Source organism: Chthonomonas sp., assembly GCA_016788115.1.
Classification (GTDB): Bacteria; Armatimonadota; Fimbriimonadia; order Fimbriimonadales; family Fimbriimonadaceae; genus UBA2391.
Map to the genome: position 1 here is coordinate 279936 of JAEURR010000003.1, position 22600 is coordinate 302535.

General features: G+C 60.6%; 27 protein-coding genes. 12 read left to right on the top strand and 15 right to left on the bottom strand.

The window, feature by feature from the left end; genetic code table 11:
- Positions 1-74 precede the first annotated feature (74 nt).
- The 8 genes from JNM85_01535 to JNM85_01570 all read left to right on the top strand — a co-directional run bounded on the left by JNM85_01535 (position 75) and on the right by JNM85_01570 (position 5760).
- Entirely contained in the window at positions 75-701 is a 627-nt protein-coding gene (locus JNM85_01535) for a chemotaxis protein CheC (protein ID MBL8086735.1), read from the top strand.
- Positions 702-703: 2 nt separating this feature from the next.
- On the top strand, positions 704-1225 hold the full coding sequence (locus JNM85_01540) for a hypothetical protein (protein MBL8086736.1): 522 nt from the start codon (positions 704-706) through the stop codon (positions 1223-1225).
- Positions 1226-1229: 4 nt separating this feature from the next.
- Positions 1230-2099 carry an HDOD domain-containing protein gene (locus JNM85_01545; protein MBL8086737.1) on the top strand — a complete coding sequence of 290 codons (870 nt, stop codon included), beginning with the start codon at positions 1230-1232 and terminating at the stop codon, positions 2097-2099.
- Complete coding sequence (locus tag JNM85_01550) at positions 2096-3130, top strand: chemotaxis response regulator protein-glutamate methylesterase (GenBank protein ID MBL8086738.1); 1035 nt, start codon at positions 2096-2098, stop codon at positions 3128-3130. The genes JNM85_01545 and JNM85_01550 overlap by 4 nt, the downstream gene beginning before the upstream one ends.
- The gene (locus JNM85_01555) at positions 3120-3947 is read left to right on the top strand and encodes a protein-glutamate O-methyltransferase CheR (protein ID MBL8086739.1); all 828 of its coding nucleotides are present in this window, start codon (positions 3120-3122) and stop codon (positions 3945-3947) included. The genes JNM85_01550 and JNM85_01555 overlap by 11 nt, the downstream gene beginning before the upstream one ends.
- Positions 3929-4294 (top strand): response regulator, encoded by a 366-nt coding sequence (locus tag JNM85_01560; GenBank protein MBL8086740.1) that lies wholly within the window; start codon positions 3929-3931, stop codon positions 4292-4294. The genes JNM85_01555 and JNM85_01560 overlap by 19 nt, the downstream gene beginning before the upstream one ends.
- A gap of 20 nt (positions 4295-4314) precedes the next feature.
- Positions 4315-4794 (top strand): chemotaxis protein CheX, encoded by a 480-nt coding sequence (locus JNM85_01565; GenBank protein ID MBL8086741.1) that lies wholly within the window; start codon positions 4315-4317, stop codon positions 4792-4794.
- Positions 4795-4905: 111 nt separating this feature from the next.
- Positions 4906-5760 carry a M48 family metallopeptidase gene (locus tag JNM85_01570; GenBank protein MBL8086742.1) on the top strand — a complete coding sequence of 285 codons (855 nt, stop codon included), beginning with the start codon at positions 4906-4908 and terminating at the stop codon, positions 5758-5760.
- Here JNM85_01570 and JNM85_01575 read toward each other — a convergent pair.
- The 4 genes from JNM85_01575 to JNM85_01590 form a co-directional block, all read right to left on the bottom strand.
- The gene (locus JNM85_01575; GenBank protein ID MBL8086743.1) at positions 5757-6323 is read right to left on the bottom strand and encodes an isochorismatase family protein; all 567 of its coding nucleotides are present in this window, start codon (positions 6321-6323) and stop codon (positions 5757-5759) included. The two genes, JNM85_01570 and JNM85_01575, sit on opposite strands and share 4 nt — an antisense overlap.
- Positions 6324-6331: 8 nt before the next feature.
- Positions 6332-7396 carry a bifunctional phosphoglucose/phosphomannose isomerase gene (locus JNM85_01580; GenBank protein MBL8086744.1) on the bottom strand — a complete coding sequence of 355 codons (1065 nt, stop codon included), beginning with the start codon at positions 7394-7396 and terminating at the stop codon, positions 6332-6334.
- Positions 7397-7482: 86 nt separating this feature from the next.
- The gene (locus JNM85_01585; protein MBL8086745.1) at positions 7483-7890 is read right to left on the bottom strand and encodes a single-stranded DNA-binding protein; all 408 of its coding nucleotides are present in this window, start codon (positions 7888-7890) and stop codon (positions 7483-7485) included.
- Positions 7891-7895: 5 nt separating this feature from the next.
- Positions 7896-8186 carry a 30S ribosomal protein S6 gene (locus JNM85_01590; protein ID MBL8086746.1) on the bottom strand — a complete coding sequence of 97 codons (291 nt, stop codon included), beginning with the start codon at positions 8184-8186 and terminating at the stop codon, positions 7896-7898.
- A 165-nt stretch (positions 8187-8351) separates the two neighbouring features.
- Here JNM85_01590 and JNM85_01595 point away from each other — a divergent pair, with 165 nt between their 5' ends.
- Positions 8352-9254: a zinc ribbon domain-containing protein gene (locus JNM85_01595; GenBank protein MBL8086747.1), complete on the top strand. Its 903-nt coding sequence runs from the start codon at positions 8352-8354 to the stop codon at positions 9252-9254.
- An 82-nt stretch (positions 9255-9336) separates the two neighbouring features.
- On the opposite strand, the gene JNM85_01600 is transcribed toward JNM85_01595, so the two are convergent.
- The 7 genes from JNM85_01600 to JNM85_01630 all read right to left on the bottom strand — a co-directional run bounded on the left by JNM85_01600 (position 9337) and on the right by JNM85_01630 (position 14609).
- Positions 9337-10083, bottom strand: a complete 747-nt coding sequence (locus tag JNM85_01600) for a PEP-CTERM sorting domain-containing protein (protein ID MBL8086748.1) — start codon at positions 10081-10083, stop codon at positions 9337-9339.
- 105 nt (positions 10084-10188) lie between these two features.
- On the bottom strand, positions 10189-11040 hold the full coding sequence (locus JNM85_01605; protein MBL8086749.1) for an alpha/beta fold hydrolase: 852 nt from the start codon (positions 11038-11040) through the stop codon (positions 10189-10191).
- A gap of 4 nt (positions 11041-11044) precedes the next feature.
- Entirely contained in the window at positions 11045-11914 is an 870-nt protein-coding gene (locus JNM85_01610) for a bifunctional 5,10-methylenetetrahydrofolate dehydrogenase/5,10-methenyltetrahydrofolate cyclohydrolase (GenBank protein ID MBL8086750.1), read from the bottom strand.
- Positions 11889-12506, bottom strand: coding sequence for a transcription antitermination factor NusB (gene nusB, locus JNM85_01615; protein MBL8086751.1), 618 nt, complete (start codon positions 12504-12506; stop codon positions 11889-11891). Before nusB ends, JNM85_01610 begins: the two co-directional genes overlap by 26 nt.
- Complete coding sequence (locus JNM85_01620) at positions 12499-13863, bottom strand: acetyl-CoA carboxylase biotin carboxylase subunit (protein ID MBL8086752.1); 1365 nt, start codon at positions 13861-13863, stop codon at positions 12499-12501. Before JNM85_01620 ends, nusB begins: the two co-directional genes overlap by 8 nt.
- Positions 13864-13869: 6 nt before the next feature.
- Positions 13870-14199, bottom strand: a complete 330-nt coding sequence (locus JNM85_01625) for a hypothetical protein (GenBank protein ID MBL8086753.1) — start codon at positions 14197-14199, stop codon at positions 13870-13872.
- Entirely contained in the window at positions 14196-14609 is a 414-nt protein-coding gene (locus JNM85_01630) for a biotin/lipoyl-binding protein (GenBank protein ID MBL8086754.1), read from the bottom strand. Before JNM85_01630 ends, JNM85_01625 begins: the two co-directional genes overlap by 4 nt.
- A gap of 111 nt (positions 14610-14720) precedes the next feature.
- Here JNM85_01630 and nhaA point away from each other — a divergent pair, with 111 nt between their 5' ends.
- Complete coding sequence (gene nhaA / locus JNM85_01635) at positions 14721-16025, top strand: Na+/H+ antiporter NhaA (protein ID MBL8086755.1); 1305 nt, start codon at positions 14721-14723, stop codon at positions 16023-16025.
- On the opposite strand, the gene purE is transcribed toward nhaA, so the two are convergent.
- Positions 16022-16513, bottom strand: a complete 492-nt coding sequence (gene purE / locus JNM85_01640; GenBank protein MBL8086756.1) for a 5-(carboxyamino)imidazole ribonucleotide mutase — start codon at positions 16511-16513, stop codon at positions 16022-16024. The genes nhaA and purE overlap by 4 nt on opposite strands.
- A gap of 50 nt (positions 16514-16563) precedes the next feature.
- Here purE and deoC point away from each other — a divergent pair, with 50 nt between their 5' ends.
- Together deoC and JNM85_01650 are read left to right on the top strand one after the other, a co-directional pair.
- Positions 16564-17541, top strand: coding sequence for a deoxyribose-phosphate aldolase (gene deoC / locus JNM85_01645; protein ID MBL8086757.1), 978 nt, complete (start codon positions 16564-16566; stop codon positions 17539-17541).
- Between the two features lie 3 nt (positions 17542-17544).
- The gene (locus JNM85_01650; protein MBL8086758.1) at positions 17545-19887 is read left to right on the top strand and encodes an aldehyde dehydrogenase family protein; all 2343 of its coding nucleotides are present in this window, start codon (positions 17545-17547) and stop codon (positions 19885-19887) included.
- On the opposite strand, the gene JNM85_01655 is transcribed toward JNM85_01650, so the two are convergent.
- From JNM85_01655 to JNM85_01665, 3 genes are all read right to left on the bottom strand, one after another.
- Positions 19884-20642, bottom strand: a complete 759-nt coding sequence (locus JNM85_01655; protein MBL8086759.1) for a transketolase — start codon at positions 20640-20642, stop codon at positions 19884-19886. The two genes, JNM85_01650 and JNM85_01655, sit on opposite strands and share 4 nt — an antisense overlap.
- 62 nt (positions 20643-20704) lie before the next feature.
- Complete coding sequence (locus JNM85_01660; protein ID MBL8086760.1) at positions 20705-21835, bottom strand: DegT/DnrJ/EryC1/StrS family aminotransferase; 1131 nt, start codon at positions 21833-21835, stop codon at positions 20705-20707.
- A gap of 51 nt (positions 21836-21886) precedes the next feature.
- Positions 21887-22597, bottom strand: coding sequence for a sugar transferase (locus JNM85_01665; GenBank protein MBL8086761.1), 711 nt, complete (start codon positions 22595-22597; stop codon positions 21887-21889).
- Positions 22598-22600: the final 3 nt, after the last annotated feature.

The window sequence follows — 22600 nt, forward strand, 5'->3', positions numbered from 1 at the left end:
CACGATACCGGGCTGTGGAATCCAACTCTTGCTTGAAGGTTTGGGGCCTTCCCGACGGGTTTCAGGGTGCACATATGAGTTCAAACATCGAAAAATTGGGGCCGGTCGCTTTCTCTGCGATCAGTGAGATCGCGAACATAGGGCTGGGCAAAGCGATGACATCGCTCGCCGACCTGACCGGGCGCACCTTCCACATCAGTATCCCGAACCTAGATTCCGTCCCCGTCGCGACTCTATCCGAGTTCGTCGGTGGCCCTGAAGAGCTATGCGTCGCAACGGTCATGTCCATTGAGGGCGACGTCCACGGTTACGCCTCGTTCGTTTTCGACTGGGCGAGCGCCCAACAGCTCTGGAAGATGGTGCTCGGGACCGAGCCAGCCGGGTACGACCAGATCGACGAACTCCACGTCTCGATGATGCTGGAGTTCGGGAACATCCTCAACTCAAGTTTTCTGAACGCCATTTCCGAGATGACCGACTTGCGCCTGCATGCCACTCCGCCTCAACTCGGAGTCGAAATGGCGGCCGCACTTGGCTACGCAATGATGTGCCAAGCGGCCGAGCCCGAACATCTGGCGATTACCATCGAGGCGCGACTCACGGATGAAGACGTCGAAGTCTCGGGCTTCTTCATTTTCTTTGCGGACATCGAAGGATTGACAGTCATTCTGAATCGACTGGGAATCTCGGAGGCGGCCTAACCATGCCCGACGTTATGAACGTGGGGATGGGCGACCTGTGCGTTGCCAAGGGTCCCGCTCTGTACCAGTGCATTGGACTGGGTAGCTGCATCGGGTTCACGGCATTCGATCCCCGGGCCGAAGTCTCCGGCTGTGTACACATCATGCTGCCTGAGCACTTCAAGGGCAAGCCAGTCGACAAGGTGGGCAAATATGCCGACCTCGCCATCGACGAACTGATCGCCCAAATGGCCGCACTGGGGGCCAATCCACGCCTCCTTCGATGCGCCTATGCGGGCGGCGCACAGGTGTTCAAGTTCGGAGAACAAACGTCCAACAATCTCCAAATAGGGAGTCGCAACGCGGAAATGGTGCAACAGATGACACGGAAATTGGGTCTTCGACCGCATGCTACGGACGTAGGAGGCACGATGGGCCGCACTCTCAATTTTGATGCCGTCAGCGGCATCGTCAAAGTTCGAACACTGCATCAAGAAGAGCGCATCTTAGCGGAGCTGAACCTCATGTCAGCGCGCGCAGCATAAGACCATGTCAGAACAACTGATCACAATCGAAGAAATCGTCTCGCGTACGACCGACCTCCCGTCGATTCCCGCGGCGGCACTCAAGGTTTTGCAGGAGACCGAGTCCAGCACCTCGACCGCGAGTTCGGTAGCGCAAATTCTAAGCACCGACCAGGCCCTGAGCGCGCGCATTCTCCGGCTCGCCAACAGCGCCTACTATGGACTGTCGCGCCGCGTCGGCAATTTGTCGGAAGCGGTCGTCGTTCTGGGTATGCGGACCGTTCGCAACCTGGCGATCGTCGCCAGCAGCTACCCATGGATGACCAAGCCTGTTCCGGGGTACGAACTCGGTACCAAGGAGCTGTGGCTGCACAGCTTTGGAGTCGCCATCGGCGCGCAGTTGGCCGCAAAACGCGCAAACTCGCCGTTGGAAGAGCAAGCATTCACCTCGGGTCTTCTGTGCGATATCGGCAAGCTCGCGCTCAGCGTGTGGTTCGAGAACAAGACCGATAAGATGCTCCAGCTTGCTCAGGCCAAGCGCACGTCGTTCATCCAAGTCGAGCGCATGCTCCTGGGATATGACCACGCAGAAGTGGGCGCGCATCTGGCTGAAAGTTGGAATTTCCCCAAAGAGATCGTCAACGCGATCAAGTACCACCACGACCCGGATGCTTGCGAGGACCGCACCCTATTGGTCGACTGCGTTCACTTCGGCGACTACATCACTATGCTCATGGGCTTTGGATTGGGCGGCGACGGCATGCAATACCGGTTCTGTGAGAGCACGCTTGAGCGACTGGGCATCGAGCCCGACGACCTCGACGATGTGATCAGCGAATTCGTGACTCAGTACGAGGCCTACGAGAAGATGTTTGAAGAGCTCCAAGCAGCATGAAGAAACGAGTACTTGTTGTTGACGATTCGCCCTTCATTCGCCGGGTCTTGCTTGACTGGATCAAGACCGAATCGGACTTTGAGATTGTGGGCACCGCCGCAAATGGCAACGAAGCGATCCGCCTCGCTGCGGAGCTGAAGCCCGACATCATCACGATGGACGTCGAGATGCCGCATTGCGACGGGCTGACGGCCCTGCAGCACATAATGGAGGCGAGCCCAACTCGCGTCCTCATGGTCAGCAGCATCACGACCCAGGGAGCGACCTCCACGATGAAGGCCCTCGAATTGGGCGCAATCGACTTCGTGACCAAGCCGCAAAGCAGCTCGAGCATCCACTTCTTGGGAGTGCGTGACGAGCTCATCGGAAAACTCCGAGCCTGTAGCGAAGCCCGCGTTCGACCGTCAGCGTTCCGCACGTGCCCGGCTGTCAAATTCCGTGGTGGGCGGACCGACCAAGTTGTCGTGATCGCCAGCTCGACCGGCGGACCGCGAGCGCTCAGCGCCCTTTGGACCAGCCTTCCCCACAATTTTCCGGCCGCGATCCTTGTAGTGCAGCATATGCCCGTCGGATTCACCGCGAGCCTCGCCCAGCGGCTGAATGCCATCGGCAATGTGCCGGTTCGCGAAGCCAAATCGGGTGACCGAGTCGAAGCCGGTCAGGCGTTGATTTGCCCGGGCGGCCAGCATATGTTCGTCCGTCAGGGTGGGCTCATCGAGCTCAACGAAGATCCGCCGATCCACGGTGTCCGGCCAGCAGCGGACCACCTGTTCAATTCTGCGATCGAGGTGTACCGACGCCGACTCTTGGGAGTTGTCCTCACCGGCATGGGTCACGACGGCACCGCCGGAGCTTGTGCCTTGCGTAAAGCAGGCTCGCACGTGTACGGCGAATCGGCCGAAACGTGCACGATCTACGGCATGCCCCGCGCCGCCAAGGAAGCAGGCGGCATCACCGCTGAATTCCCAATACACGAAATGGCCATGGCGATCACCGCTGGCCTGAAGGAGAGACTCGAGAATGCTTCCTAATCAGACGCAGTGGGACACGTTCTATCGCAACGTGCAGGCCAAGTCGGGTCTGGACCTTTTCCAGTACAAGCCTGGGCAGATCCAGCGCCGCATCATGACGATGATGGAGACCCGCGAGGTTCAGACCCTCGACCAGTTCTGGAAGTCGTTACTGGCCGACCCGAACGGGATGGAGTGGCTGCTGGACAAACTCGCGATCAACGTAAGCGAACTCTTCCGAAATCCAGAAAAGTGGGAAGAGATGCGAACCCAGATCCTGCCGCTGCTGCTCAAGAAGACGAGCCGCATCAAGGCATGGAGCGCGGGTTGCAGCATCGGCGCGGAAGCGCACTCCTTGGCGGTCCTCTTCGCCGAGTACTTCAAGGGTCCGCACACTATCGTCGGCACGGATATCGATCAGGCTGCGCTCAAGCAGGCCCGCGACGGCACCTACAAACGCAATGAAGTGAATGCAATGCCGCCTGCGCTCCGCGATAAGTACTTCACGGGAGACGACGGCGAATACACCGCCAAGCCCGAGATCAAGAAGTTCGTGAGTTTCAAGACGGGCAACCTGCTCGCGGATCGATTCGACACCGGCTTTGACCTGATCATGTGCCGGAACGTCGTCATCTACTTCACCGACGAGTGCAAGGACAAGCTGTACCGTCGGTTCTTCGACGCTTTGAAGCCGGGGGGAATTCTCTTCGTCGGCAGCACCGAGCGAATATTCGGGGCTCAGAACATCGGCTTTGATCAAAAGATTCCTTTCTTCTATCAGAAACCATCAGCAAGCAACCAATCATTGGGGGATACATCATGGCGAACCGCATCTTAATCACCGACGACGCATTGTTTATGCGAGTCACGTTGAAAAACATCCTGACCCAGCACGGCTTCGAGGTCGTGGGAGAAGCTCAGAACGGTGTTGAGGCCGTCAAGCTCTACCAGGAGCTCAAGCCCGATCTCGTGACCATGGACATCACCATGCCCGAGATGGACGGACTTCAGGCGCTGAAGGAGATTCGGTCTGCGGACCCGAATGCCAAGGTCGTCATGTGCACCGCCATGGGCCAGAAGAACATGGTTGTCGACGCCATTCAGTCGGGCGCTAAGGACTTCATTGTCAAGCCGTTCCAGCCTGATCGCGTCGTCGAGGCTGTCCGCAAGCAACTGGCTGCCTGAGATCACGACCGTAACACCTTATGAAAGCGATCTACATCAATCCATTTGTTAAGGGTGCCTCGGATGTCCTTACCACGCTCATCGCCGTAGCGCCCAAGCTTGAGGCGGTGACGGCGCGCCCCCAGATGTTCACATCCAAGTGGATGAACGTCACGTGCGGCATCACGGGCGATTTGCAGGGGCAGGTGGTTTTCAGCATGGACGAACCCACTGCCAACAGCGTCGCATCGCGGATGCTTGGCGGCATGGAGCTCACCCAGGAACTGCTCACCAGCTCGCTCGCGGAGCTCGGAAACATGATCAGCGGCAACAGCCTCTCGCAGCTTTCAGCGAGTGGGCTCGTGTGCGACATCACGCCCCCAAGTCTGATTTGTGGACAAGACATCCAGATCAACACGTTTGATGTGCCGACCGTCGTGATCCCCCTCGCGATCGAAGGCGTCGGGTCGCTCGAAATCAATCTCAGTGTCAAGGAGCGCGTGGCCGCGCAAGCAGCCTAACGCGCTGAACAACTCGGTTTCCAGGACTTCCGGGCGGAAATGTCTGGAGGTCCTGGTTTTTTGTAGGACTGCAGCCAGTGAGCTGCAAAATGGCGTATACCGGTTGTAACCATGGAACGAAAACGGTTTCCGGACATTGCAGCATCGGCGTTCGTTTCGGACGCGGACCGGCGTGCGATCGCAGCGCTGAACAAAGTGCCGCTGCTCCCTACGGTCGTTCAGAAGTTCCATGAGATCGGCGCTGATCGCTGGATGTATTGCTGGAATATGAGCCAGGCCGTCCGCTGTGGTCCACGACAGTACCGCACGCTCTGGCAGATCCTGCGCGAATCGTGCGACGTACTCGATATGCCCGAGCCCGAGTTGTACGTGACCAACAATCCGTTCACGAACGCCTTCGCGGGCGGCGTCGAACGCCCGTACATCACCCTGCGCTCGTCCGCGGTGGATGCCCTTTCAGACGAGCAACTCTACCATCTGATCGGGCACGAGCTTGGCCATATCAAAGCTGGCCATATCTTGTACTTCTCCATCGCACGCATCCTCGCCCCGCTGCTGGAGATGCTTGGTCGCCGCACCCTGGGTCTGTCCGACGTCGCTGGGATGGCGCTCATGATGGCATTGTCCGAATGGTCCCGTCAGGCAGAAGTATCCGCTGATCGCGCGGGCCTGCTTGTCTCCCAGAATCTAGAAACGTCCGTCGACGTGAACATCATGCTCGCCGCCGGACCGTCGAGATTGCAACACGAGCTGGATCGTGACGCCTTCATGGAGCAGGCGCGGGCCTACCAAGAGATGAGCTTTGCAGATTCGATGGGCAAGATGTTCTTGTGGGTCTTTGGCAACTGGACCGCCACGCACCCGATGCCGGTCCACCGTGCCCAGCAGCTTGAGCGCTGGTTCCTTAGCGGTGACTACCAGCGCATTCTCGGCGGTGATTATCGCAAGGAAACGAGCGCGGCCTAACCGCTCAGAGCGGCGGCTTTGACGAGTCCGAGCACGGTCTTGAAGGCCGCATGCTCCGAACTCTCCAACCACTCGTAGGTCACCGATTCCGTGTGCGATTCTATGCAGCCGATGGCTGCCATCCGTTGCAATGCCGTGCGGCGCGTCTCTGCGCCTCGCCCGGTGATCGCATCGGTGGCAAGCACCACTTGGAATCCGTGCTCGATCAAATCGTGGGCCGTCTGGGTCACACAGATGTGCGTCTCCGCGCCGACCAGAACGACTTGCTTACGCCGCATTTTTCGGAGTTCCAGGTCGACGCCCGTCGCCCGCCAAGCGCTGAAAGCCGTCTTCGGAAACACCGTGGCTGTCGCGGGGAGTACCTCCAAGATCCGCTCGTCAGTGTGCCCCATCCGTGCCGGCACCTGCTCGGTCGCGAGGATCGGGACGTTCATCGCCGCCGCCACTTGGACCAAAAACCGCGCCCGCATCACGACTTCATCCCGACCCGGCATCGGGGCCATGAAGCTAGGCTGCAGATCGACAACCATCAAGACCGAGTCGTTCGCGTGGGCAAGGGCCATGTTTACTCCTAGGGCACGTTTGCCAGTTCACCCTTCAGGGTGTTGATGTGGTCAATGTTCTCGGGATCGACGTCGTTCAGCGCCGCAAGATACAGCGATACGAAGTCGCCGTAGAGCGTAAGTCCGATCATTTTCTCAAGAAGCGTTCCGCCCGGCGCGGTCACCGTGTGGATCTCGCTGACGCCCTGGATCAGCCGCGACGTGACTTCCGCGCGCTTCTTCATCTTTGCGCTCTCGGTGCCGTCCTGCAGAACGACCGTCAGCCAGTTCGCCACGCCTTGGCCGTCGGCCTGCACCCAACCCAAGATTTCGTTGTGATTGAGCTCGGGGAAGGCGTTGGCGAAGACCATGTTCTTGGAATTCTCGTTGATCTGACCCTTCCAGCGGTTCGCCACAATCCCCTGCCAGTTGCCGAGTCCGTAGAGCGTTCCGACCTTGCCGTGCATAGCAAGCGCAAGCTGTTTGGTGGGGTTCGATTCGACCTCGACGCCGATAGACCACTTCGCCACACAGTCGTTGATGTGCTGAACGAGCGCGCCCATGTCATTTGCCGGAATCAGCCCGAGCTTTTCCATCGCGACGATGACGGGGATGAGGTTGAATCCGAGCGCCGTGCGCGGAGGCTGTCCACCTGGAATGAGCACGACTGGGAAACCGTCGGCCTTGGCGAGTTCGGCCAGCTTGCCGCCGCTCGTCACACACAGGATGCTCGCGCCGCTGCGCTTGGCTTGGCTGTAGGCGCTCAGCGTCTCTTCGGTGTTGCCACTGTAGCTGCTGGCGACCACCAGCGATCCGCTCCCGATGTAAGTGGGCAACGTGTACTCGCGGTTGACGATGAATGGGACTTTGGCTCCGTGATCAAACAGCGCACGAACAAAGTCGCCGCCGACTGCGGAACCGCCCAAACCCGTGAGCAGGACGTGGTCGGGAGTCGCCTTCCAATCGGGCAAACTGCTCGCCTGCGCGATCTCGTTGGCCCTCTGGACTTGGGTCCCGAACTCGCAGGTGAGACGGTACATTCCCTTGGGGTCGTTGCGGAGAACGTAAAATTCTTGGTCAAGATCGTGCGGCATCCCCGTAAGGTTACCCCCAGCCTAAACGGCGCGACTCCTGGGGACCACAGTCACCAGGAGTCGCGAATCAGGTTCGAAAGGGCCGCTTACTCGTCTGCAAACGGATCGTACTCGTCGGCCCCTGTGGATGGGCTCTGAGTGACGGCCGCAGCAACCGGGGTTCCGGCATCATCGCGGGCTCGGTCCAGCCCCTGCACACTCTCAGCTACGATCTCCACCACCTCACGGTTGGTGCCGTCGTTTGCGGTGTACTTCCGGGCCTGCAACCGACCGTCCACCGAGACGAGCCGACCCTTAGTCAGGTAGTTGCCCACGTAATCCGCAGTTTTGTCCCAGGCAATGACGCGGAAGAAATCGGCGTCCGGCGAACCGTCCTGCGGCTTGATCTTCTTCTGAACAGCAATTGAGAAATCGACGACTGACTTGCCGCCCGTGGTGGTTCGCACCTCGGGATCGCGAGTGAGACGCCCAACGAGAACGACGCGATTGACCATCTGATTTATGCCTCTTGGAGGAAGATTCGATGACGGATCACGTCATCGCTGTTGCGCATCTGGCGATTCAGCTCTTGCGGAACCTTGGCATCTGCTTCAAAGTTCATGAGGACATAGTTGCCCTCCTTGTGGCCGTTGATCTCGTAGGCAAGCTTGCGCTTTTCCCACTTGCCAGCGGCTTCGACGGTACCACCCTGGGCCTCGACGACGCCCTTGAATCGATCGGCGATCGCCTGAACCTCGGTGTCGTTGAGGCTCGGTGCAACAATATAGAACGCTTCGTACTTACGTGACATGGAATTTGTGATGCTCCCTATGGACTTTGACTCGTTTGGTGGCTACCACAGGGGCAGCAGAGAGCCTTTCGGCAATCGCTAAGAATACCTCATTCGATCCGAAATCCTGAGCACGTTTCGGGTCTGAAATGCGTTCATACTGGCAACAGCGCCCCAGAATGCCCCATGAAACGATGCCCGCAATGCCAGTCCTTTAACGCCGTCGATGCCAAATTCTGCAGCAACTGCGGCGCAAACTTGGCTGGGCCCGCGGCCACCTACCAGACTCCGCAAGTGAGCCGCCCGGTCATGACACCCACGGCCCGCCGAGCAGGGTGGCCACTCGCCATCGCCGTTCTGCTTGGGATCGTCGCCATCGGTTTCGGCTCTGCGGGACTCCTGAAGGCAGTCTTTAAACCCAGCAGCAGCGGCGTCACGCAAGCCACGGCCCAACCTGCGTCTGGACTCACCCAAGCCCAGGCCGCACCCGAGTCCGGGATCACCAAGGCGCCCGCACCCTCGCGCACGCGCATGCCCGAAGACGTTCGCCAGTACTTGCTGCACGTCGAGGCGACGGAAAAACAGCGGCGGCAGATCGCGCTGAAGCACCTCGGGGTTGTGCGCGTGAAGATGACAGAACTCATGGCAGGCGGCGGTCTGGATGCACTGAAGGACATCATGAATTCGGATCCATTGGGCGAAGACCCGAAGTCGCCCGCCGACAAACTGAAGGTCGACTTCGCCGCCATGCGCAGCGACTGGCGCGCGGTCCTCGACTTCTTGAACACCAAGACTCCGCCCGGCGAATGCCAAGCGCTCCACGACTCGTACGACCAGTCCGTCCGCGAAACGGGTGCGCAGATTTTGAATTTGCTGGACATCTTGGACCACGCCAGCAGCGACCCAGCGAGTGCTGTTTCGACTCTCGAAGGGATGAAGGGCGCGAGCAAAGACATCGAACAAGCCGCCCGCAAGGCCAACGACGAAGTTGAGTCCATCTGCCAGCGCTACGATGAGCGAGCTTGGTTCTCCATCAGCGACGACTTCGGCGGCGACGGTGGCATGCTGAAGTCGATGGGCGGCCTCTGACCCCCCAAAAAACGCTCAACCCGCCTCGGAAAATCCGAAGACGGGCCGTAGCGTCTTGCGTTGACGGTTTTCTAGAGAAGACTTAGCTGCGTCGCTTGCGGAGCAACGCGAGCGCTCCGACTCCGAGCGCGAGGAACGTGCCTGGTTCGGGTACGGCAGTGCCGCTGACGGTCAACATTTCGTACCGGATCTTGCCGGATGTATTCGTCACCGAGTACGAAGAACCGCCCGGCCCTGATCCCGCGTTGCCAGTCGTGGCATAACCGGTTGCACCGGTGATCGAGCCGACATTGCCAAAGATCGTAACGATCCGGAACGTCACAGCGGCTTTGTTGTTCAGATTGCTGAAGCTCGAGAGATTGACCGAAGTCGCAATCCAGTTATTCTCCGTGCCTGGGTTTTCGATATCGGCAAGGGTGGAGAAGCCCGAACCGGCATCGGCAAGAACGCGTATCCACCGCGAAGAGCCCGCGTCATGTCGGCGACCAAAGTCAAGAGACAGCGAGCCATAGCCCAGCGTACTGATGGTGAACTGGATACCACCCGTACCACTTCCCGTGCCCTGGGCTGGGTAGTTGTAGGTGCGCAACGCGGTATTGTCGGCTACAGTCGTGTCGCCGCTGCCCGTCCCGAGCGCACCACCGTTGTTGGCGAAATCGGCCGTGCAGTTCAGCGCACTGACCGTACCCGTGCCAACGCTAGCGGCATAGCTGCCAGTTGACGTGGAAGAGTCCGGTGGGTTTGAGTTGAAATTCCATTGCGTGACGATGACAGCCTGAGCACCCAAGCTGGCCGCAATCAGTCCTACGGTCGCGAAAACTCTTGACATTTCCCTTGCTCCTTGCATTCCTTGCGGTCAACAGAATCGGACCGCCAAGTACTATCGGCGCGACGGGACCCGTTTTGTGGCATCAAATCTCAGATTCGCTAGAACCTAGTAATTTGTGCCAGCAAGTTCGAGGATGCGGCGAGCATATTCTGGCGCGGCGACCTTCACGACCTGGGCATGCCCGGCGTGGGGAACCACCCAGACCTTCAGCTGGCTCGCGGCCGCCAGGCGATCCGCATTGTCTTGTGGCATGAGGATGTCGTCCTGTGCGTGGATGATCAGCCCCGGCCGACCACGCCAACTCGCTGCCGCATCAACTGGCCGCACGGTCGATGCTCGGCTCCCCGAGAGCAGCTCTGAAATCCAAAGAACGGGTCGCAGGACGATTGAGCCTTTGGGCATCACCAGGTCCAGCCACCGAGCGGAAGTTTCATCCAGTGAAGCAAATGTGCTCTCGCTAACGATCGCGTAGACCTCGTCCTCTAGGTCTTCAGAAGCCAGCCAGCATGCTGCGGCACCCAAGGAGACCCCAACCAGGACGATCCGAGGTCGAGGGCCAACCTTCTCGCGAACCCACTTGACGGTCCCGATGACTTCTTGCGCTTCGGGCCGCCCGAACCCCACTCGGGAGCAAGGATTCTCCCCATGCCCGGCCATCCACGGGAGGACGACGGCTACCGATTCGTTGCCGACGAACTCCCGCGCCAGCGCCTGCCAGCTGCGAGGCGAGCCCCCATACCCGTGCACCATCACGAACACGACAGAGCCATCGAACCGGTCTTGAAGCAGGCTGTCCGACGCAAACACCGGTAGTGCGTACTTTGGGAGAGGGATCGATACGGACGAAACGCCCGCGACTTCGGGTGCACCCCCCGGTGAGCGATGCGAAACATAGAACCAAGCCAGCGCGCAGCACGCGCCACCATAGACGGACAGAACGAGTAGGAGAACCCACACGATCTTACGAGACCGACTTTTCCGCCGCCACCACTGCATTGCTCAATAGACTCGCGACCGTCATCGGTCCAACACCGCCCGGTACGGGGGTGATCCAGCTTGCCACTTCGACACACGATTCGAAGTGACAATCCCCGACGTCGGCAGACCGACCTTCGACCTTGTTGTAGCCTGCATCCAGCACGATTGCGCCGGGCTTGATCCAGTCCCCGCGCACCATCTCGGCGCGACCCACAGCTGCCACGAGCACGTCCGCCGTACGGCAGAGCTCGGGCAATTCCACAGTCTTGGAGTGCGCGATCGTCACCGTGGCATTCTTCTGAAGCAACATGAGCGCCGCGGGTTTGCCCAGGATGACACTCCGCCCGATCACGACCGCCCGCTTGCCGGTCACATCTAGCCCGTAGTGGTCCAGCATCGCCATCATCCCCATTGGCGTTGCGCACCGAAATCCGGGCATGTCGCCGACGAGTCGGCCAAGCGATTGGGGCGTGATGCCATCCACGTCCTTTGTATCGCCCAAAGCTTCGAGCGCCGCCTCTTCATCCAGGTGCTTTGGGAGCGGATGCTGGATCAACACTCCGTGCACCGCCGGGTCGGCGTTGAGCCCGTGAATGTGGTCGATCAGCGCAGTCTGTTCCGAGTGGTCATCCACTTCGTACTGCGTGCTCTCGATTCCGACCTCCTCGCACCATTTGCGCTTCATCCGCACGTACGAGAGGCTAGCGGGGTCCTGAGATGCGACAACCACATGCAGTCTGGGAGTCACGCCGCGCGCACGCAGCCAATCCACCCGAACTTTGAGCTCGGATCGCACTTGTTTGGACAGCGCCTTTCCGTCAAGGACTTTAGCGGTCATCGTTGTCTGAGTCATTCGTTCGAAGAGTCCACGCGCCCGCCTTTACCATCTCGTCGTACTGCGGAGTGCCTTCTGCGACGAGCTCTTCCAGTTCTTCGTCGTCCGACGGCACGACGGGTTCATCTTCAGCGACAGGCTCCTCCTCCTCGGGCGCGGACCAATCGGCCTTGGGCGACTGGAGCAAAAGCTTGGCAAGCAAGCCGTTCACAAAACGCGCGCTCTCGACACTACCGTAGAGCTTGGCCAGCACCACCGCTTCGTTGATCGTCACCTTGGGCGAGAGCTTCGGCATGAAGAAGAGCTCGTATGCCGCCAAGCGCAGGATCGCCCGGTCCAAGATCGCCACGCGGTACCAGTCCCAACCAGGAGCTAGGAGCGGGGTGATCTTGTCGTCCAGCATCTGCCTGCGGGTAGCGACGCCAAAGATCGCCGTCTTGATGTACTCCAGCGCTTCTGGGGCGTACGACTCGTAGTCCAGTACCACCCGCAGAGCCTCGTCCGGCGGGATCTGACTGATCGTCATGGCGTAGATGCCCTGGATCGCAGCCTCCCGCGAGGCGCGGCGACTTCTTACAAGCTTTGTTTCGGATTGCGATGGTTCAGGCATTTGATGGCACCTCGGCCAGCATCTTGGGCACAAAGGCAGTGTTCACTTGCCCAGAGACGTAGTCGGGGTGTTCCACCAAGCGGCGCAAGAATGGGATGTTTGTCACGATCCCTTCCACGTGAAATTCGTGAAGTGCGGACCGCAACAAGCGAATAGCATCGGCGCGGTCACTACCGGTCACGATTAGCTTGGCGATCATCGGATCGTAGAACGGGCTGATCGAAAAGCCTGCATAGACATGCGTGTCGATGCGAATACCGCGTCCGCCGGGTGCGTCCCAGCGAGTGATACGGCCCGTGCTCGGCGCGAAGTCCTTGTCGGGGTCTTGAGCGGTAATCCGAGCCTCGATCGAGTGGCCTTCGAGCGAAACTTGCGCTTGTCGCAATCCTAACTTCTCCCCGGCAGCGATGAGAATCTGCAACTTGACCAAGTCCAGACCGGTTATCTCTTCGGTGACCGGGTGTTCGACCTGCAGGCGGGTGTTCATTTCCAAGAAGTAGAACGACTTCCCATCCTTGTCGAGCAAGAATTCGACAGTACCCGCGTTGGCATAGCCGACAGCGAGCGCGACTCGGACTGCCGCCTCGCCCATCGCCTTGCGAACGCGCGGATCGACCGCGGAACTGGGCGCTTCCTCGACGATCTTCTGGTGCCGCAAATTCTGGACTGAGCACTCGCGCTCGCCCAGGTAAACCATGTTCTTGAACTCGTCACCAATGACCTGGATCTCGACGTGGCGCGGCTCGACGACGCACTTCTCCACGATCATTTCGTCGTTGCCAAAGCTCGCTTGCGCTTCGCTCTGAGCGATTTTCCACAGTTTCGGTAGATCAGACGCCGAATCGACGCGCCGAATCCCCCGCCCTCCGCCGCCGGCGACTGCCTTAAGCAGCACCGGATAGCCGATCTTCTCCGCAACCTTCATCGCGTCGGCGTCCGTCGCAACCGCGCCCTCGCTCCCCGGCACAACCGGGCACTTGGAAGCGATCGCGGCCTGCTTGGCTCGCGCTTTGTCGCCCATCGCGCGGATCGCTTCGACGGGCGGACCGATGAACTTCACTCCGATGCTTGCAAGCGCATCCGCGAAATTGTCGCGTTCGCTGAAGTAACCGTAACCGGGGTGGACGGCTTCCGCGCCACTGATCTCAACCGCCATAAGCACGTTTGGCAGGTTCAGGTAGCTATCGCCGTTGGTCGCCTCGCCGACGCAGATTGCTCGATCGGCGATGCGCACGTGGGTCGAATCAGCATCGGCCTTCGAGTAGATGGCGACCGACTCAATGCCCATCTCGCGGCACGCGCGAATGACCCGACAGGCGATCTCCCCACGATTGGCAATTAAGATTCGTTTGAACATCTGCGCTTAGAACCCCTCGTGCCCCAAATGCTTGCACTGAATCGTCCCTTCGGCCGCATCGTACTTGTAAGGCTTGTGGTCGATCGGACACTCAAAAGTCGCTTTGGAAAGTCGCAAGACGCTCAAGTCGGTTGGGTTCGTCGCGTCCGGTTCGGAAGTCTTGTAAACCTCCAGGGCCTGGCGGATCGTGCGCAGGTTGCTCGTGCAAACTTCGTCCTTTGCCCGAGCGATGGACTGGCCGACCACCGTTTCGCCAACTTGGTCTTTCCGTTTGTTCTCGGTCTCGCAGCCTGCCAAACAGGCGGCCGTAAGCAGGATCAGCGCAGCAACTTTCATGAGCTCACCTTCACCTTGGCGAGGACCTGGCCGTACTCCACCGGGTCTCCATCCTTCACCAACACTTCTACGACCTCACCCTCGGCTTTCGATACGACGTCGTTGTCCAAACCAACCGCCTGGACGACTCCGACGATCGCGCCCGAAGTGACCTTACCGCCGACTTTCAGCGGCTCGCTCCCGTTCCCGAAGTAACCCACGCACGGGGAGGTGATCTCCTTGGTCAGCGGGCCCATTTCAACGGCGGCATTGGCCTCAGACAAGTCAAGCGAAGCAGACTCTGGCTCCGCGTCGGGGTCCATAACAGCCGAAAACTTAAACTCGCCCTGGCGCAAGGTTACGGAGCGAAACCCGAACTCGCGAGCGGTCTTAAGTGCGTGGCGCACCACCTCGGAACCGACTTCAGCCATAGGCGGGAGTGTACCGTCTCCCGAGAGGACCCACCGCAATTCAGGTATTAATGGGCTGTGCTGCGCGCGTCACCCTCCCCAGGGTTGGAACCACGCCCAATTGAGCGTGTTTTGCGGCCGTTTCAAGCGTTCGCAGAGCGTGAGGCTTCGGGCGGCATCATGCTGCTCGTCTGCGCGTTGCTGGCGATCCTTCTCGCGAACTCCTCATGGGCTCCGGGCTACTTTGGAGTATGGGAGGCGCCGGTCGCGATCAAGGTCGGCACGTTTGAGCTCGCCAAGCCGCTGCTCTTGTGGATCAACGACGGACTCATGGCGGTGTTCTTTTTCGTCATTGGTCTGGAGATCAAGCGCGAAATCCTCGTCGGCGAACTCACGAGTCTGAAGCGCGCAGCCTTCCCGATGTCCGCCGCGCTCGGAGGGATGCTCGTTCCGGCGGGAATCTACGCCGCGTTCAACCTGGGTAAGCCGGGCATGATCGGGTGGGGTGTGCCGATGGCCACCGACATCGCCTTTGCACTGGGCATCCTTGCCCTCCTCGGCAGCCGAGTACCGTTCGCACTCAAGGTATTCCTCGCTGCGCTAGCCATCGTGGACGACCTGGGAGCGGTCCTTGTCATCGCACTCTTCTACACCACTCAGATTGATGGCACCTCGCTCCTAGTCGCGCTCGCGATCTACGGACTCATGTGGCTGCTGAACTGGGCGGGGGTCCGTCGCATGATGGCGTTCGGCCTGCTCGGGACGCTCATGTGGTACTTCGTGCTCAAGGGTGGGGTCCACGCGACCATTGCGGGCGTGCTAACGGCCTTCGTAATCCCGGCGCAGGCGCGCGTCGACTCCGCGAAGTTCGTGGCCCGGGCCAAAAACCTCGTCACCGAGTTCGCACAGTCGGGCTCATCGGGCAAGACCGAACTACTGAACGAGACGCAAGACTCGGTGCTCCACGCGCTGGAGATGGACATTGAGCACGTGAGCACTCCGCTGCAACGCATGCTCCACGCGTTCCACCCCTGGTCCACCTACGCGATCATGCCCGTTTTTGCCCTCGCCAACGCTGGCGTCGCGGTCAGCGGCTCGCAACTCGAAACGGCTCTCACCGATCCCGTCACCCACGGCGTGACGTTCGGCCTGCTGGTTGGCAAACCGGTAGGAATTTTCTTGTTCACCCTCCTTGCCGTAAAGCTCGGTTTGGCAGCTCTGCCGCGGGGGGTGACTTGGCGCATGGTCGCCGCGACCGGCATGCTCGCGGGCATCGGTTTCACCATGTCGCTGTTCATCACGTCACTGGCGTTCGAGAATGCTCCCACGCTTGCGGGAGATGCGAAGATCGGCGTCCTGAGCGGGTCGCTCATCGCCGGGCTAATCGGCTACTTCTGGCTCAAGAGCTCAGTGCGCGGTCGACGCGCGGCAGACTAACGATCCTTCACGCGGGTGCTCATCGCATGGACAAGTTGGACTTGGTCCTGCCGGAAATGCTCCAGCCGCGAAGCCAGTTCTGGTTCGTGAACCGCCAGCATCTGTACCGCAAGTAGCCCGGCGTTGCGTGAGTTCCCGATGGCCACGGTGGCGACAGGCACGCCCCCCGGCATCTGCAGAATGCTGTAGAGCGAATCGACCCCGCTCAGCGCTTTGGTGGGTACCGGGACACCAATCACAGGCAACGTGGTCATGCTCGCCACCATGCCCGGCAGATGGGCCGCGCCGCCGGCCCCCGCGATGATCACTTTGAGCCCACGTGTCCGCGCGGATTTCGCGTACTCCACCATCTTGTCAGGAGTCCGGTGGGCGCTGACGACATCGGTCTCGTATGGGATGCCGAAGTCTCGCAGCACCGCCTCTGCATCGAGCATTGTCTCCAAATCGCTCTCGCTGCCCATGATGATCCCTACGCGCGCCGTGCTCATCTCTTCCAGTATGGCGTGGCCCCTGCGCAAATTCACGCTACAATGTTGCCATGGCTTTGACCGGTCTCAATGCCCACACACACGCGCGAAACCCAGGGTCGCCCCTCGATCTCGACTGGGTCGAATCGACGCACGTAAACCGCAGCGCCGTCGATCGTCGCGTCCAAACGCTGGCGGGTCGCCGAACGGTGAAGAAGGATTGGCAAGCGGCGTGGCTCCTACGCGCCATCACGTGTATGGACCTGACGACCCTCGCAGGTGACGACACTCCCGGGACTGTCCAACGTCTATGCGCCAAGGCGCGCATGCCGATGCGAGCCGACCTCGCGGCTGCGCTCGGGTTCGAGCCCGGTGAGCTCACTGTGGCCGCCGTCTGCGTGTACCACGCGCACGTCGAGACTGCGGTCAAGGCGCTCAAAGGAACGAACATCCCAGTTGCGGCCGTCGCCGCAGGATTTCCGCACGGCCAGAGCCCGTTTCGGGAGCGGATCCACGAGATCCAGGCCAGCGTCGCGGCGGGGGCCAAAGAGATCGACATCGTCATCAGTCGGCAACATGTGCTGACCGGCGATTGGCAGGCGCTCTACGACGAAGTGCAGCAGTTCCGCGAGGCGTGTGGCGACGCGCATCTCAAGTCCATCCTCGCGACTGGCGAGCTCGGGACGCTCACCAATGTGGCCCGCGCCAGCCTCGTGTGCATGATGGCAGGCAGCGACTTCATCAAGACGAGCACGGGCAAAGAGTCCGTCAACGCCACATTGGGCTTCGGGCTCGTGATGGCGCGGCAGATACGCGCTTTCAAGGCACGCCACGGATACCGCGTCGGGTTCAAGCCCGCAGGCGGGATTCGCGCCGCGAAGCAATCGAGCGATTGGCTGATCCTCATGAAGGAGGAACTCGGAAACGAGTGGCTGCAGCCCGACTTGTTCCGCCTCGGCGCGAGCACCCTCCTCACCGACATCGAGCGACAGCTTGAGCACTACGTCACAGGCCGCTACTCGGCCAACCATCGCCATCCATTGGGTTAAGCCATGAGCATCAAAGAGATCCTTACCACTATGGAATACGGACCCGCACCCGAAGGTGCCGAGGTCGTGAACGCTTGGCTCGAAGGCCACAACCGCAAGTTTGGGTTGTTCATCGGGGGCTCGTGGCGCGAAGCATCCCACCACTTCCCCTCCAACAACCCCGCGAACGGGGCAGAGATCGCCCAGGTTGCACAGGCCTCCAATGCAGAAGTCGATGAAGCGGTCAACGCCGCACGCGCAGCCCTGGGCCCGTGGCAGGCGCTCGGCTGCGCCGGCCGAGCAAAGGTGCTGTACGCCCTCGCGCGTGCCGTCCAGAAACACACGCGCCACTTGGCAGTGCTCGAATCGATGGACAATGGCAAGCCGATCCGCGAGACCCGCGACATCGACGTCCCCCTCGTCGCGCGTCACTTCTACCATCATGCAGGCTGGGCGCAGCTTCTCGAATCGGAGTTCCCGGAGTACGAGGCAGTCGGCGTTTGCGGGCAGATCATCCCGTGGAATTTTCCGCTGCTGATGCTTTCATGGAAGATCGCTCCCGCGCTCGCCGCAGGCAACACCGTCATCCTCAAGCCAGCCGAGTTCACATCGCTAACCGCCTTGCGATTCGCCGAACTCTGCACGGAAGCCGGAGTCCCACCCGGCGTAGTGAACATCATTACCGGCGACGGCGAGACCGGACGCTGCATTGTCGAGCACCCAGGCATCGACAAGATCGCCTTCACAGGTTCGACCGAAGTCGGACGGATTCTTCGCACCGCCACAGCAGGCACGGGCAAGAAGCTCAGCCTGGAGCTGGGCGGCAAATCGCCTTTCATCGTCTTCGAAGACGCCGACCATGACGGCGCAATCGAGGGCCTCGTCGATGCCATTTGGTTCAATCAGGGGCAAGTCTGCTGTGCCGGTTCGCGCCTGCTGGTCCAAGAGGGGATCGCAACCCGATTCATCGAGAAGTTGAAAGCGCGCATGGCCACTCTGCGGGTCGGCGACCCATTGGACAAGGCGGTCGATGTCGGTGCCGTCGTCGATCCAATCCAGCGGCAGCGCATCGACGAGCTTGTGCAGCAAGGCGTTGCCGAGGGAGCCGAACTGTATCAAGTCTCCGAGTGCCCAACCGTCGGATGCTTCTACCCGCCGACGCTGCTCACGAATGTAGGCCCCGCTTCGACGGTGGCACAAGTCGAAATCTTCGGTCCCGTCCTAGTCGCCATGACTTTCCGTACGCCGGACGAGGCGATTGCGCTGGCGAACAACACCGTCTACGGCCTTGCATCGAGCATTTGGACGGAGAACCTGAACGTCGCACACGACATGGCCGCGCGTGTGAAGGCTGGTTCGGTGTGGGTCAATTGCACAAACCAATTCGATGCGGCCAGCGGATTCGGCGGCTACAAGGAGTCGGGATTCGGGCGCGAAGGCGGCAAGGAAGGGATGTACGAGTACCTTCGTCCCCGCCCGGCAACGGTGTCGGCACCCGCGCTAGCCACGACGAACCCCGGCGAAGCGCCCCAAGGGGAGATGGACCGCACACATAAGCTGTACATCGCTGGCAAACAGGCGCGCCCAGACGGCGGATACTCGCTGATATACGAGACCGCGCACGGCCCGGTGGCGGTGTCACGTGGCAACCGTAAAGACCTTCGCAACGCCGTGGAGTCTGCTGAATCGACCGCCTGTGCATGGGCTTCTCAAACCAGTCATGCACGGGCACAGATTCTCTACTACCTCGGCGAGAACCTGTCGGCGGCACGCGACCAGATGGTCAATGCACTGACGGCCCTGGGAGCAAGTGCCGAGGATGCCCATCGCGAGATGGACGCCTCGATCGAGCGCTGCATGTGGTACGCGGCTTGGGCCGATAAGAACGACGGCAAAGTCCACTGTGTCCCGATGCGTGCGCTGGTCTACACCCGCAACGAACCGATCGGCTCGTGCGCGGTGATCTGTCCGCCGGAGAGCCCGTTGCTGGGATTTCTGTCCACGGTGCTGCCGCTCCTGTCGCAGGGTAACACCGTCGTCGCAGTCCCGAGCGTCTACAACCCGCTCCCCGCGTGCGAGCTCATCCGCGTGATTGAAGCGAGCGACGTGCCAGCCGGTGTGCTCAACATCGTCACCGGCACGCATGCCGAGCTCGTCAAGACCTTGGCCGAGCACGAAGCGATTCAGGCAATCTGGCACTTCGGAGATGCTGAAGGGGGTACCGCGATCGAGAAGCTGAGCGCGGCGAACCTGAAGCAAACGTGGTGCAGTCTCGGGAAGCCGGTGGACTGGTACGCCCGCCCAAGCCGCGAGTTCTTGCGACGCTCGGTGCAGGTCAAGAACATCTGGACTCCTTACGGAGCTTAGAGTGCTTCGAGCTCAGCGAGCGCGCGGTCGAATTCGTGGCCCCGCGCCGTGCGATAGTGCCACAGGACGGTGTTCTCCATGAAGCTGACACCCTTGCCTTTGGTCGTGTGCGCGAGGAGCACCTTGGGCTTGCCCGTCTCGGCGCGCATCGCCTCGAACTGAGCCTTGATCGCCGCGTGGTCGTGGCCGTCGCATTCATACACGGCCCAGCCAAAGGCGCGCCACTTGTCCGCGAACGGCTCAAGCTGTAGCGTATCCGCCACCGGAGCCAGGGATTGGATCTTGTTGAAGTCCACGACCGCGATCAGGTTGTCGAGCTTGTGGTGCCCAGCGAACAGGATCGGCTCCCAGTTGGAACCCTCATCGCACTCGCCATCGCTCAGGAGCACGAAGACCCGGTGCCGCCTGCCATCGAGCATTGCGCCATAGGCCATCCCGCACCCAACGCCGAGCCCGTGACCGAGTGAGCCTGTGGCAAGCTCCACCCCGGGGATCCCGAGGAACGTCACATGACCGCTGAGGTCGCTGCCGTTTTGATAGTGGCCTTCAAGCCGCTCGACGGGGAAGAACCCGCGCTCAGCTAGGGCGGCATACACTCCCGCGCCTGCGTGCCCCTTGCTCAAGATGAACCGATCCCGATCCGCCCAAGTCGGGTTTGCGGGATCGACGCGAAGCTCATGTCCATAGAGCACCGCAACGAGGTCGGTCATGCTGAGGACCGCCCCGATGTGCGAGCTTCCGCCCCGGCTTGTCATACGCAATGCGTGGATCCGGATCCTCTTGGCGAGGCCCTCAGTCTCGATCGGCGGGGCCGCGTTCACGCGCCGTAGAAACCTCGGACGTGATCGGCAACGTAGTTCACTTCGTCATCGGTTAGCGTCATGTTCATGGGCAGCATGATGCATCGCTCGAAGTACCGCTCGGTGTTCGGGAGTCGATAGCCGCTGTAACCAAGCTTCTCAAACTGATGCACGGCCTTGCCGCCCCACTGGATGAGGGTTCCGATGCCCATCTCACGCAGGTGCGCCTTGAGCTCGTCGCGACGATCTGCCTGCATCTCGTAGTTCTGGTAGGTGTCCAGGTGGTCGCCGCCCTCGACGGGTGCGGGCGGGAGTTGCATCTGCTCCAGATCTCCCAATCGAGCCTGGTAGATCGAGGCAATCTCGCGGCGGCGACGGATGATCTCCGCGTAGTCCTTGAACTGGAGGTCGAGGAACGCGGCCTGGAGATTGTCCAGTCGCGAGTTGTGTCCCCACATGGTGACGTCGCCGTCGTGGTTACGACCGTGGTCGCGCAGCAGCCGCGCGGTGTTGGCAATTGCGTCGTCATTGGTGACAAGCGCACCGCCATCGCCCATGCAGCCGAGGATCTTGGCCGGATAGAAACTGTAGACGCCCGCCTTGCCGAAGGTTCCTGCGTATCGGCCCTTGAATTGTGAGCCGAGCCCCTGCGCCGAGTCTTCAACGATCATCAGCCCGTGCTCATCGCAAATGGCCTGGATCGCGTCCATGTCGGCGGTTCGCCCGTTGAGCTGGACCGGCATGATCGCGCGCGTCTTAGGAGTGATGGCAGCGCGAATCGCGTCGGGGTCGATGAGCCCATCCTCAAGTCGGCAGTCGACGGGGATCGGCACGCCACCCACAAGTGCCACGGAAGCAGGCGAGGCGACCATCGTGTGGCTGGGGAAAATGACTTCGTCGCCCGGCTGCAGCCCGGCTGCGCGCCAAGCAAGCATCAGCGCGTCGGTCGCATTGGCCATGCCCACGGCGTGCTTCACGCCGAGGTAGCTGGCGAGGTTCGCTTCAAAGTCGGCGAGATCGCGTTGCATGATGAACGCGCCGCGTCCGAGGACATCGCGGAAGATAGCGACGAGTTGCTCTTCGAACTCGCCGAACGCCTTGGGGTAGTTGAAAAACGGAACCGAACGGATCTCAGTCGCAAAAGCCATAAAACACCTGAATAGTTACAGGCAATTATAGCTGATGGAGGCTGGACTAGCCTAGATCTGCGGTTCGCGGGCGCTCTCCGAAAGCTCGACAGCCGCATGGGTCATACGCTGCTGGTCCAGCACTGGCACCAACCGCGGGACGACCGCGTCGATCTCGCTCGGATAGAAGCTCTTGTCAAAAATGCGCCGCGCCGTGTACATCAAAATCTTGATATCACCCATCACCGTATGGTTCGCGCGGTAGTACAGCTGCAGCTTGAGCTTGCCCGGACGGATGTACTGCTCGTACCCGGCATCCACGTCCTCCAGTCCTGCGAGGATGGCGCCCTCGTCGCTGTTCCAGATGCTCGCCCAGTCAGTGATCCCGGGCCGGAGGTCGAGGATCGGCTTCTCCTCGGGCGTGTACATGTCGGTGTACTTCTTCACCTCGGGCCGAGGTCCAACGAAGCTCATATCCCCTATGAATACATTCATGAACTGCGGGATTTCGTCTAGCTTGAACTTGCGAATGAACTTGCCGGACTTGGTGATGCGGCTATCGGTGTCGGCGGTGCTCGGACCCCCAATTTTGTCCGCGTTCGTGACCATGCTGCGGAACTTAAAGATCCGGAACGGGACGCCGTTCAGACCCGTGCGCTCGCCGCGGTAAAAGACCGGCCCCTTCGAATCGAGCTTGATCCATAGGGCGGTCAGCAAGAGGATCGGGGAGAACACGATCAAACCGATTGCGGAAAAAACGAGGTCAAAAAGTCGCTTGGCCATAGG

What these genes read in the sequence shown, in the direction of transcription:
- JNM85_01570 (MBL8086742.1), top strand. Translation starts at nt 4,906, where the DNA reads ATGGAACGAAAACGGTTTCCGGACATTGCAGCATCGGCGTTCGTTTCG.
- JNM85_01565 (MBL8086741.1), top strand. Translation starts at nt 4,315, where the DNA reads ATGAAAGCGATCTACATCAATCCATTTGTTAAGGGTGCCTCGGATGTC.
- JNM85_01595 (MBL8086747.1), top strand. Translation starts at nt 8,352, where the DNA reads ATGAAACGATGCCCGCAATGCCAGTCCTTTAACGCCGTCGATGCCAAA.
- JNM85_01620 (MBL8086752.1), bottom strand. Translation starts at nt 13,863, where the DNA reads ATGTTCAAACGAATCTTAATTGCCAATCGTGGGGAGATCGCCTGTCGG.
- JNM85_01580 (MBL8086744.1), bottom strand. Translation starts at nt 7,396, where the DNA reads ATGCCGCACGATCTTGACCAAGAATTTTACGTTCTCCGCAACGACCCC.
- deoC (MBL8086757.1), top strand. Translation starts at nt 16,564, where the DNA reads ATGGCTTTGACCGGTCTCAATGCCCACACACACGCGCGAAACCCAGGG.
- JNM85_01650 (MBL8086758.1), top strand. Translation starts at nt 17,545, where the DNA reads ATGAGCATCAAAGAGATCCTTACCACTATGGAATACGGACCCGCACCC.
- JNM85_01555 (MBL8086739.1), top strand. Translation starts at nt 3,120, where the DNA reads ATGCTTCCTAATCAGACGCAGTGGGACACGTTCTATCGCAACGTGCAG.
- JNM85_01560 (MBL8086740.1), top strand. Translation starts at nt 3,929, where the DNA reads ATGGCGAACCGCATCTTAATCACCGACGACGCATTGTTTATGCGAGTC.
- JNM85_01575 (MBL8086743.1), bottom strand. Translation starts at nt 6,323, where the DNA reads ATGGCCCTTGCCCACGCGAACGACTCGGTCTTGATGGTTGTCGATCTG.
- JNM85_01545 (MBL8086737.1), top strand. Translation starts at nt 1,230, where the DNA reads ATGTCAGAACAACTGATCACAATCGAAGAAATCGTCTCGCGTACGACC.
- JNM85_01550 (MBL8086738.1), top strand. Translation starts at nt 2,096, where the DNA reads ATGAAGAAACGAGTACTTGTTGTTGACGATTCGCCCTTCATTCGCCGG.
- JNM85_01535 (MBL8086735.1), top strand. Translation starts at nt 75, where the DNA reads ATGAGTTCAAACATCGAAAAATTGGGGCCGGTCGCTTTCTCTGCGATC.
- JNM85_01655 (MBL8086759.1), bottom strand. Translation starts at nt 20,642, where the DNA reads ATGACAAGCCGGGGCGGAAGCTCGCACATCGGGGCGGTCCTCAGCATG.
- JNM85_01590 (MBL8086746.1), bottom strand. Translation starts at nt 8,186, where the DNA reads ATGTCACGTAAGTACGAAGCGTTCTATATTGTTGCACCGAGCCTCAAC.
- nusB (MBL8086751.1), bottom strand. Translation starts at nt 12,506, where the DNA reads ATGCCTGAACCATCGCAATCCGAAACAAAGCTTGTAAGAAGTCGCCGC.
- JNM85_01600 (MBL8086748.1), bottom strand. Translation starts at nt 10,083, where the DNA reads ATGTCAAGAGTTTTCGCGACCGTAGGACTGATTGCGGCCAGCTTGGGT.
- JNM85_01630 (MBL8086754.1), bottom strand. Translation starts at nt 14,609, where the DNA reads ATGGCTGAAGTCGGTTCCGAGGTGGTGCGCCACGCACTTAAGACCGCT.
- JNM85_01660 (MBL8086760.1), bottom strand. Translation starts at nt 21,835, where the DNA reads ATGGCTTTTGCGACTGAGATCCGTTCGGTTCCGTTTTTCAACTACCCC.
- JNM85_01540 (MBL8086736.1), top strand. Translation starts at nt 704, where the DNA reads ATGCCCGACGTTATGAACGTGGGGATGGGCGACCTGTGCGTTGCCAAG.
- purE (MBL8086756.1), bottom strand. Translation starts at nt 16,513, where the DNA reads ATGAGCACGGCGCGCGTAGGGATCATCATGGGCAGCGAGAGCGATTTG.
- JNM85_01625 (MBL8086753.1), bottom strand. Translation starts at nt 14,199, where the DNA reads ATGAAAGTTGCTGCGCTGATCCTGCTTACGGCCGCCTGTTTGGCAGGC.
- JNM85_01610 (MBL8086750.1), bottom strand. Translation starts at nt 11,914, where the DNA reads ATGACTCAGACAACGATGACCGCTAAAGTCCTTGACGGAAAGGCGCTG.
- JNM85_01665 (MBL8086761.1), bottom strand. Translation starts at nt 22,597, where the DNA reads ATGGCCAAGCGACTTTTTGACCTCGTTTTTTCCGCAATCGGTTTGATC.
- JNM85_01585 (MBL8086745.1), bottom strand. Translation starts at nt 7,890, where the DNA reads ATGGTCAATCGCGTCGTTCTCGTTGGGCGTCTCACTCGCGATCCCGAG.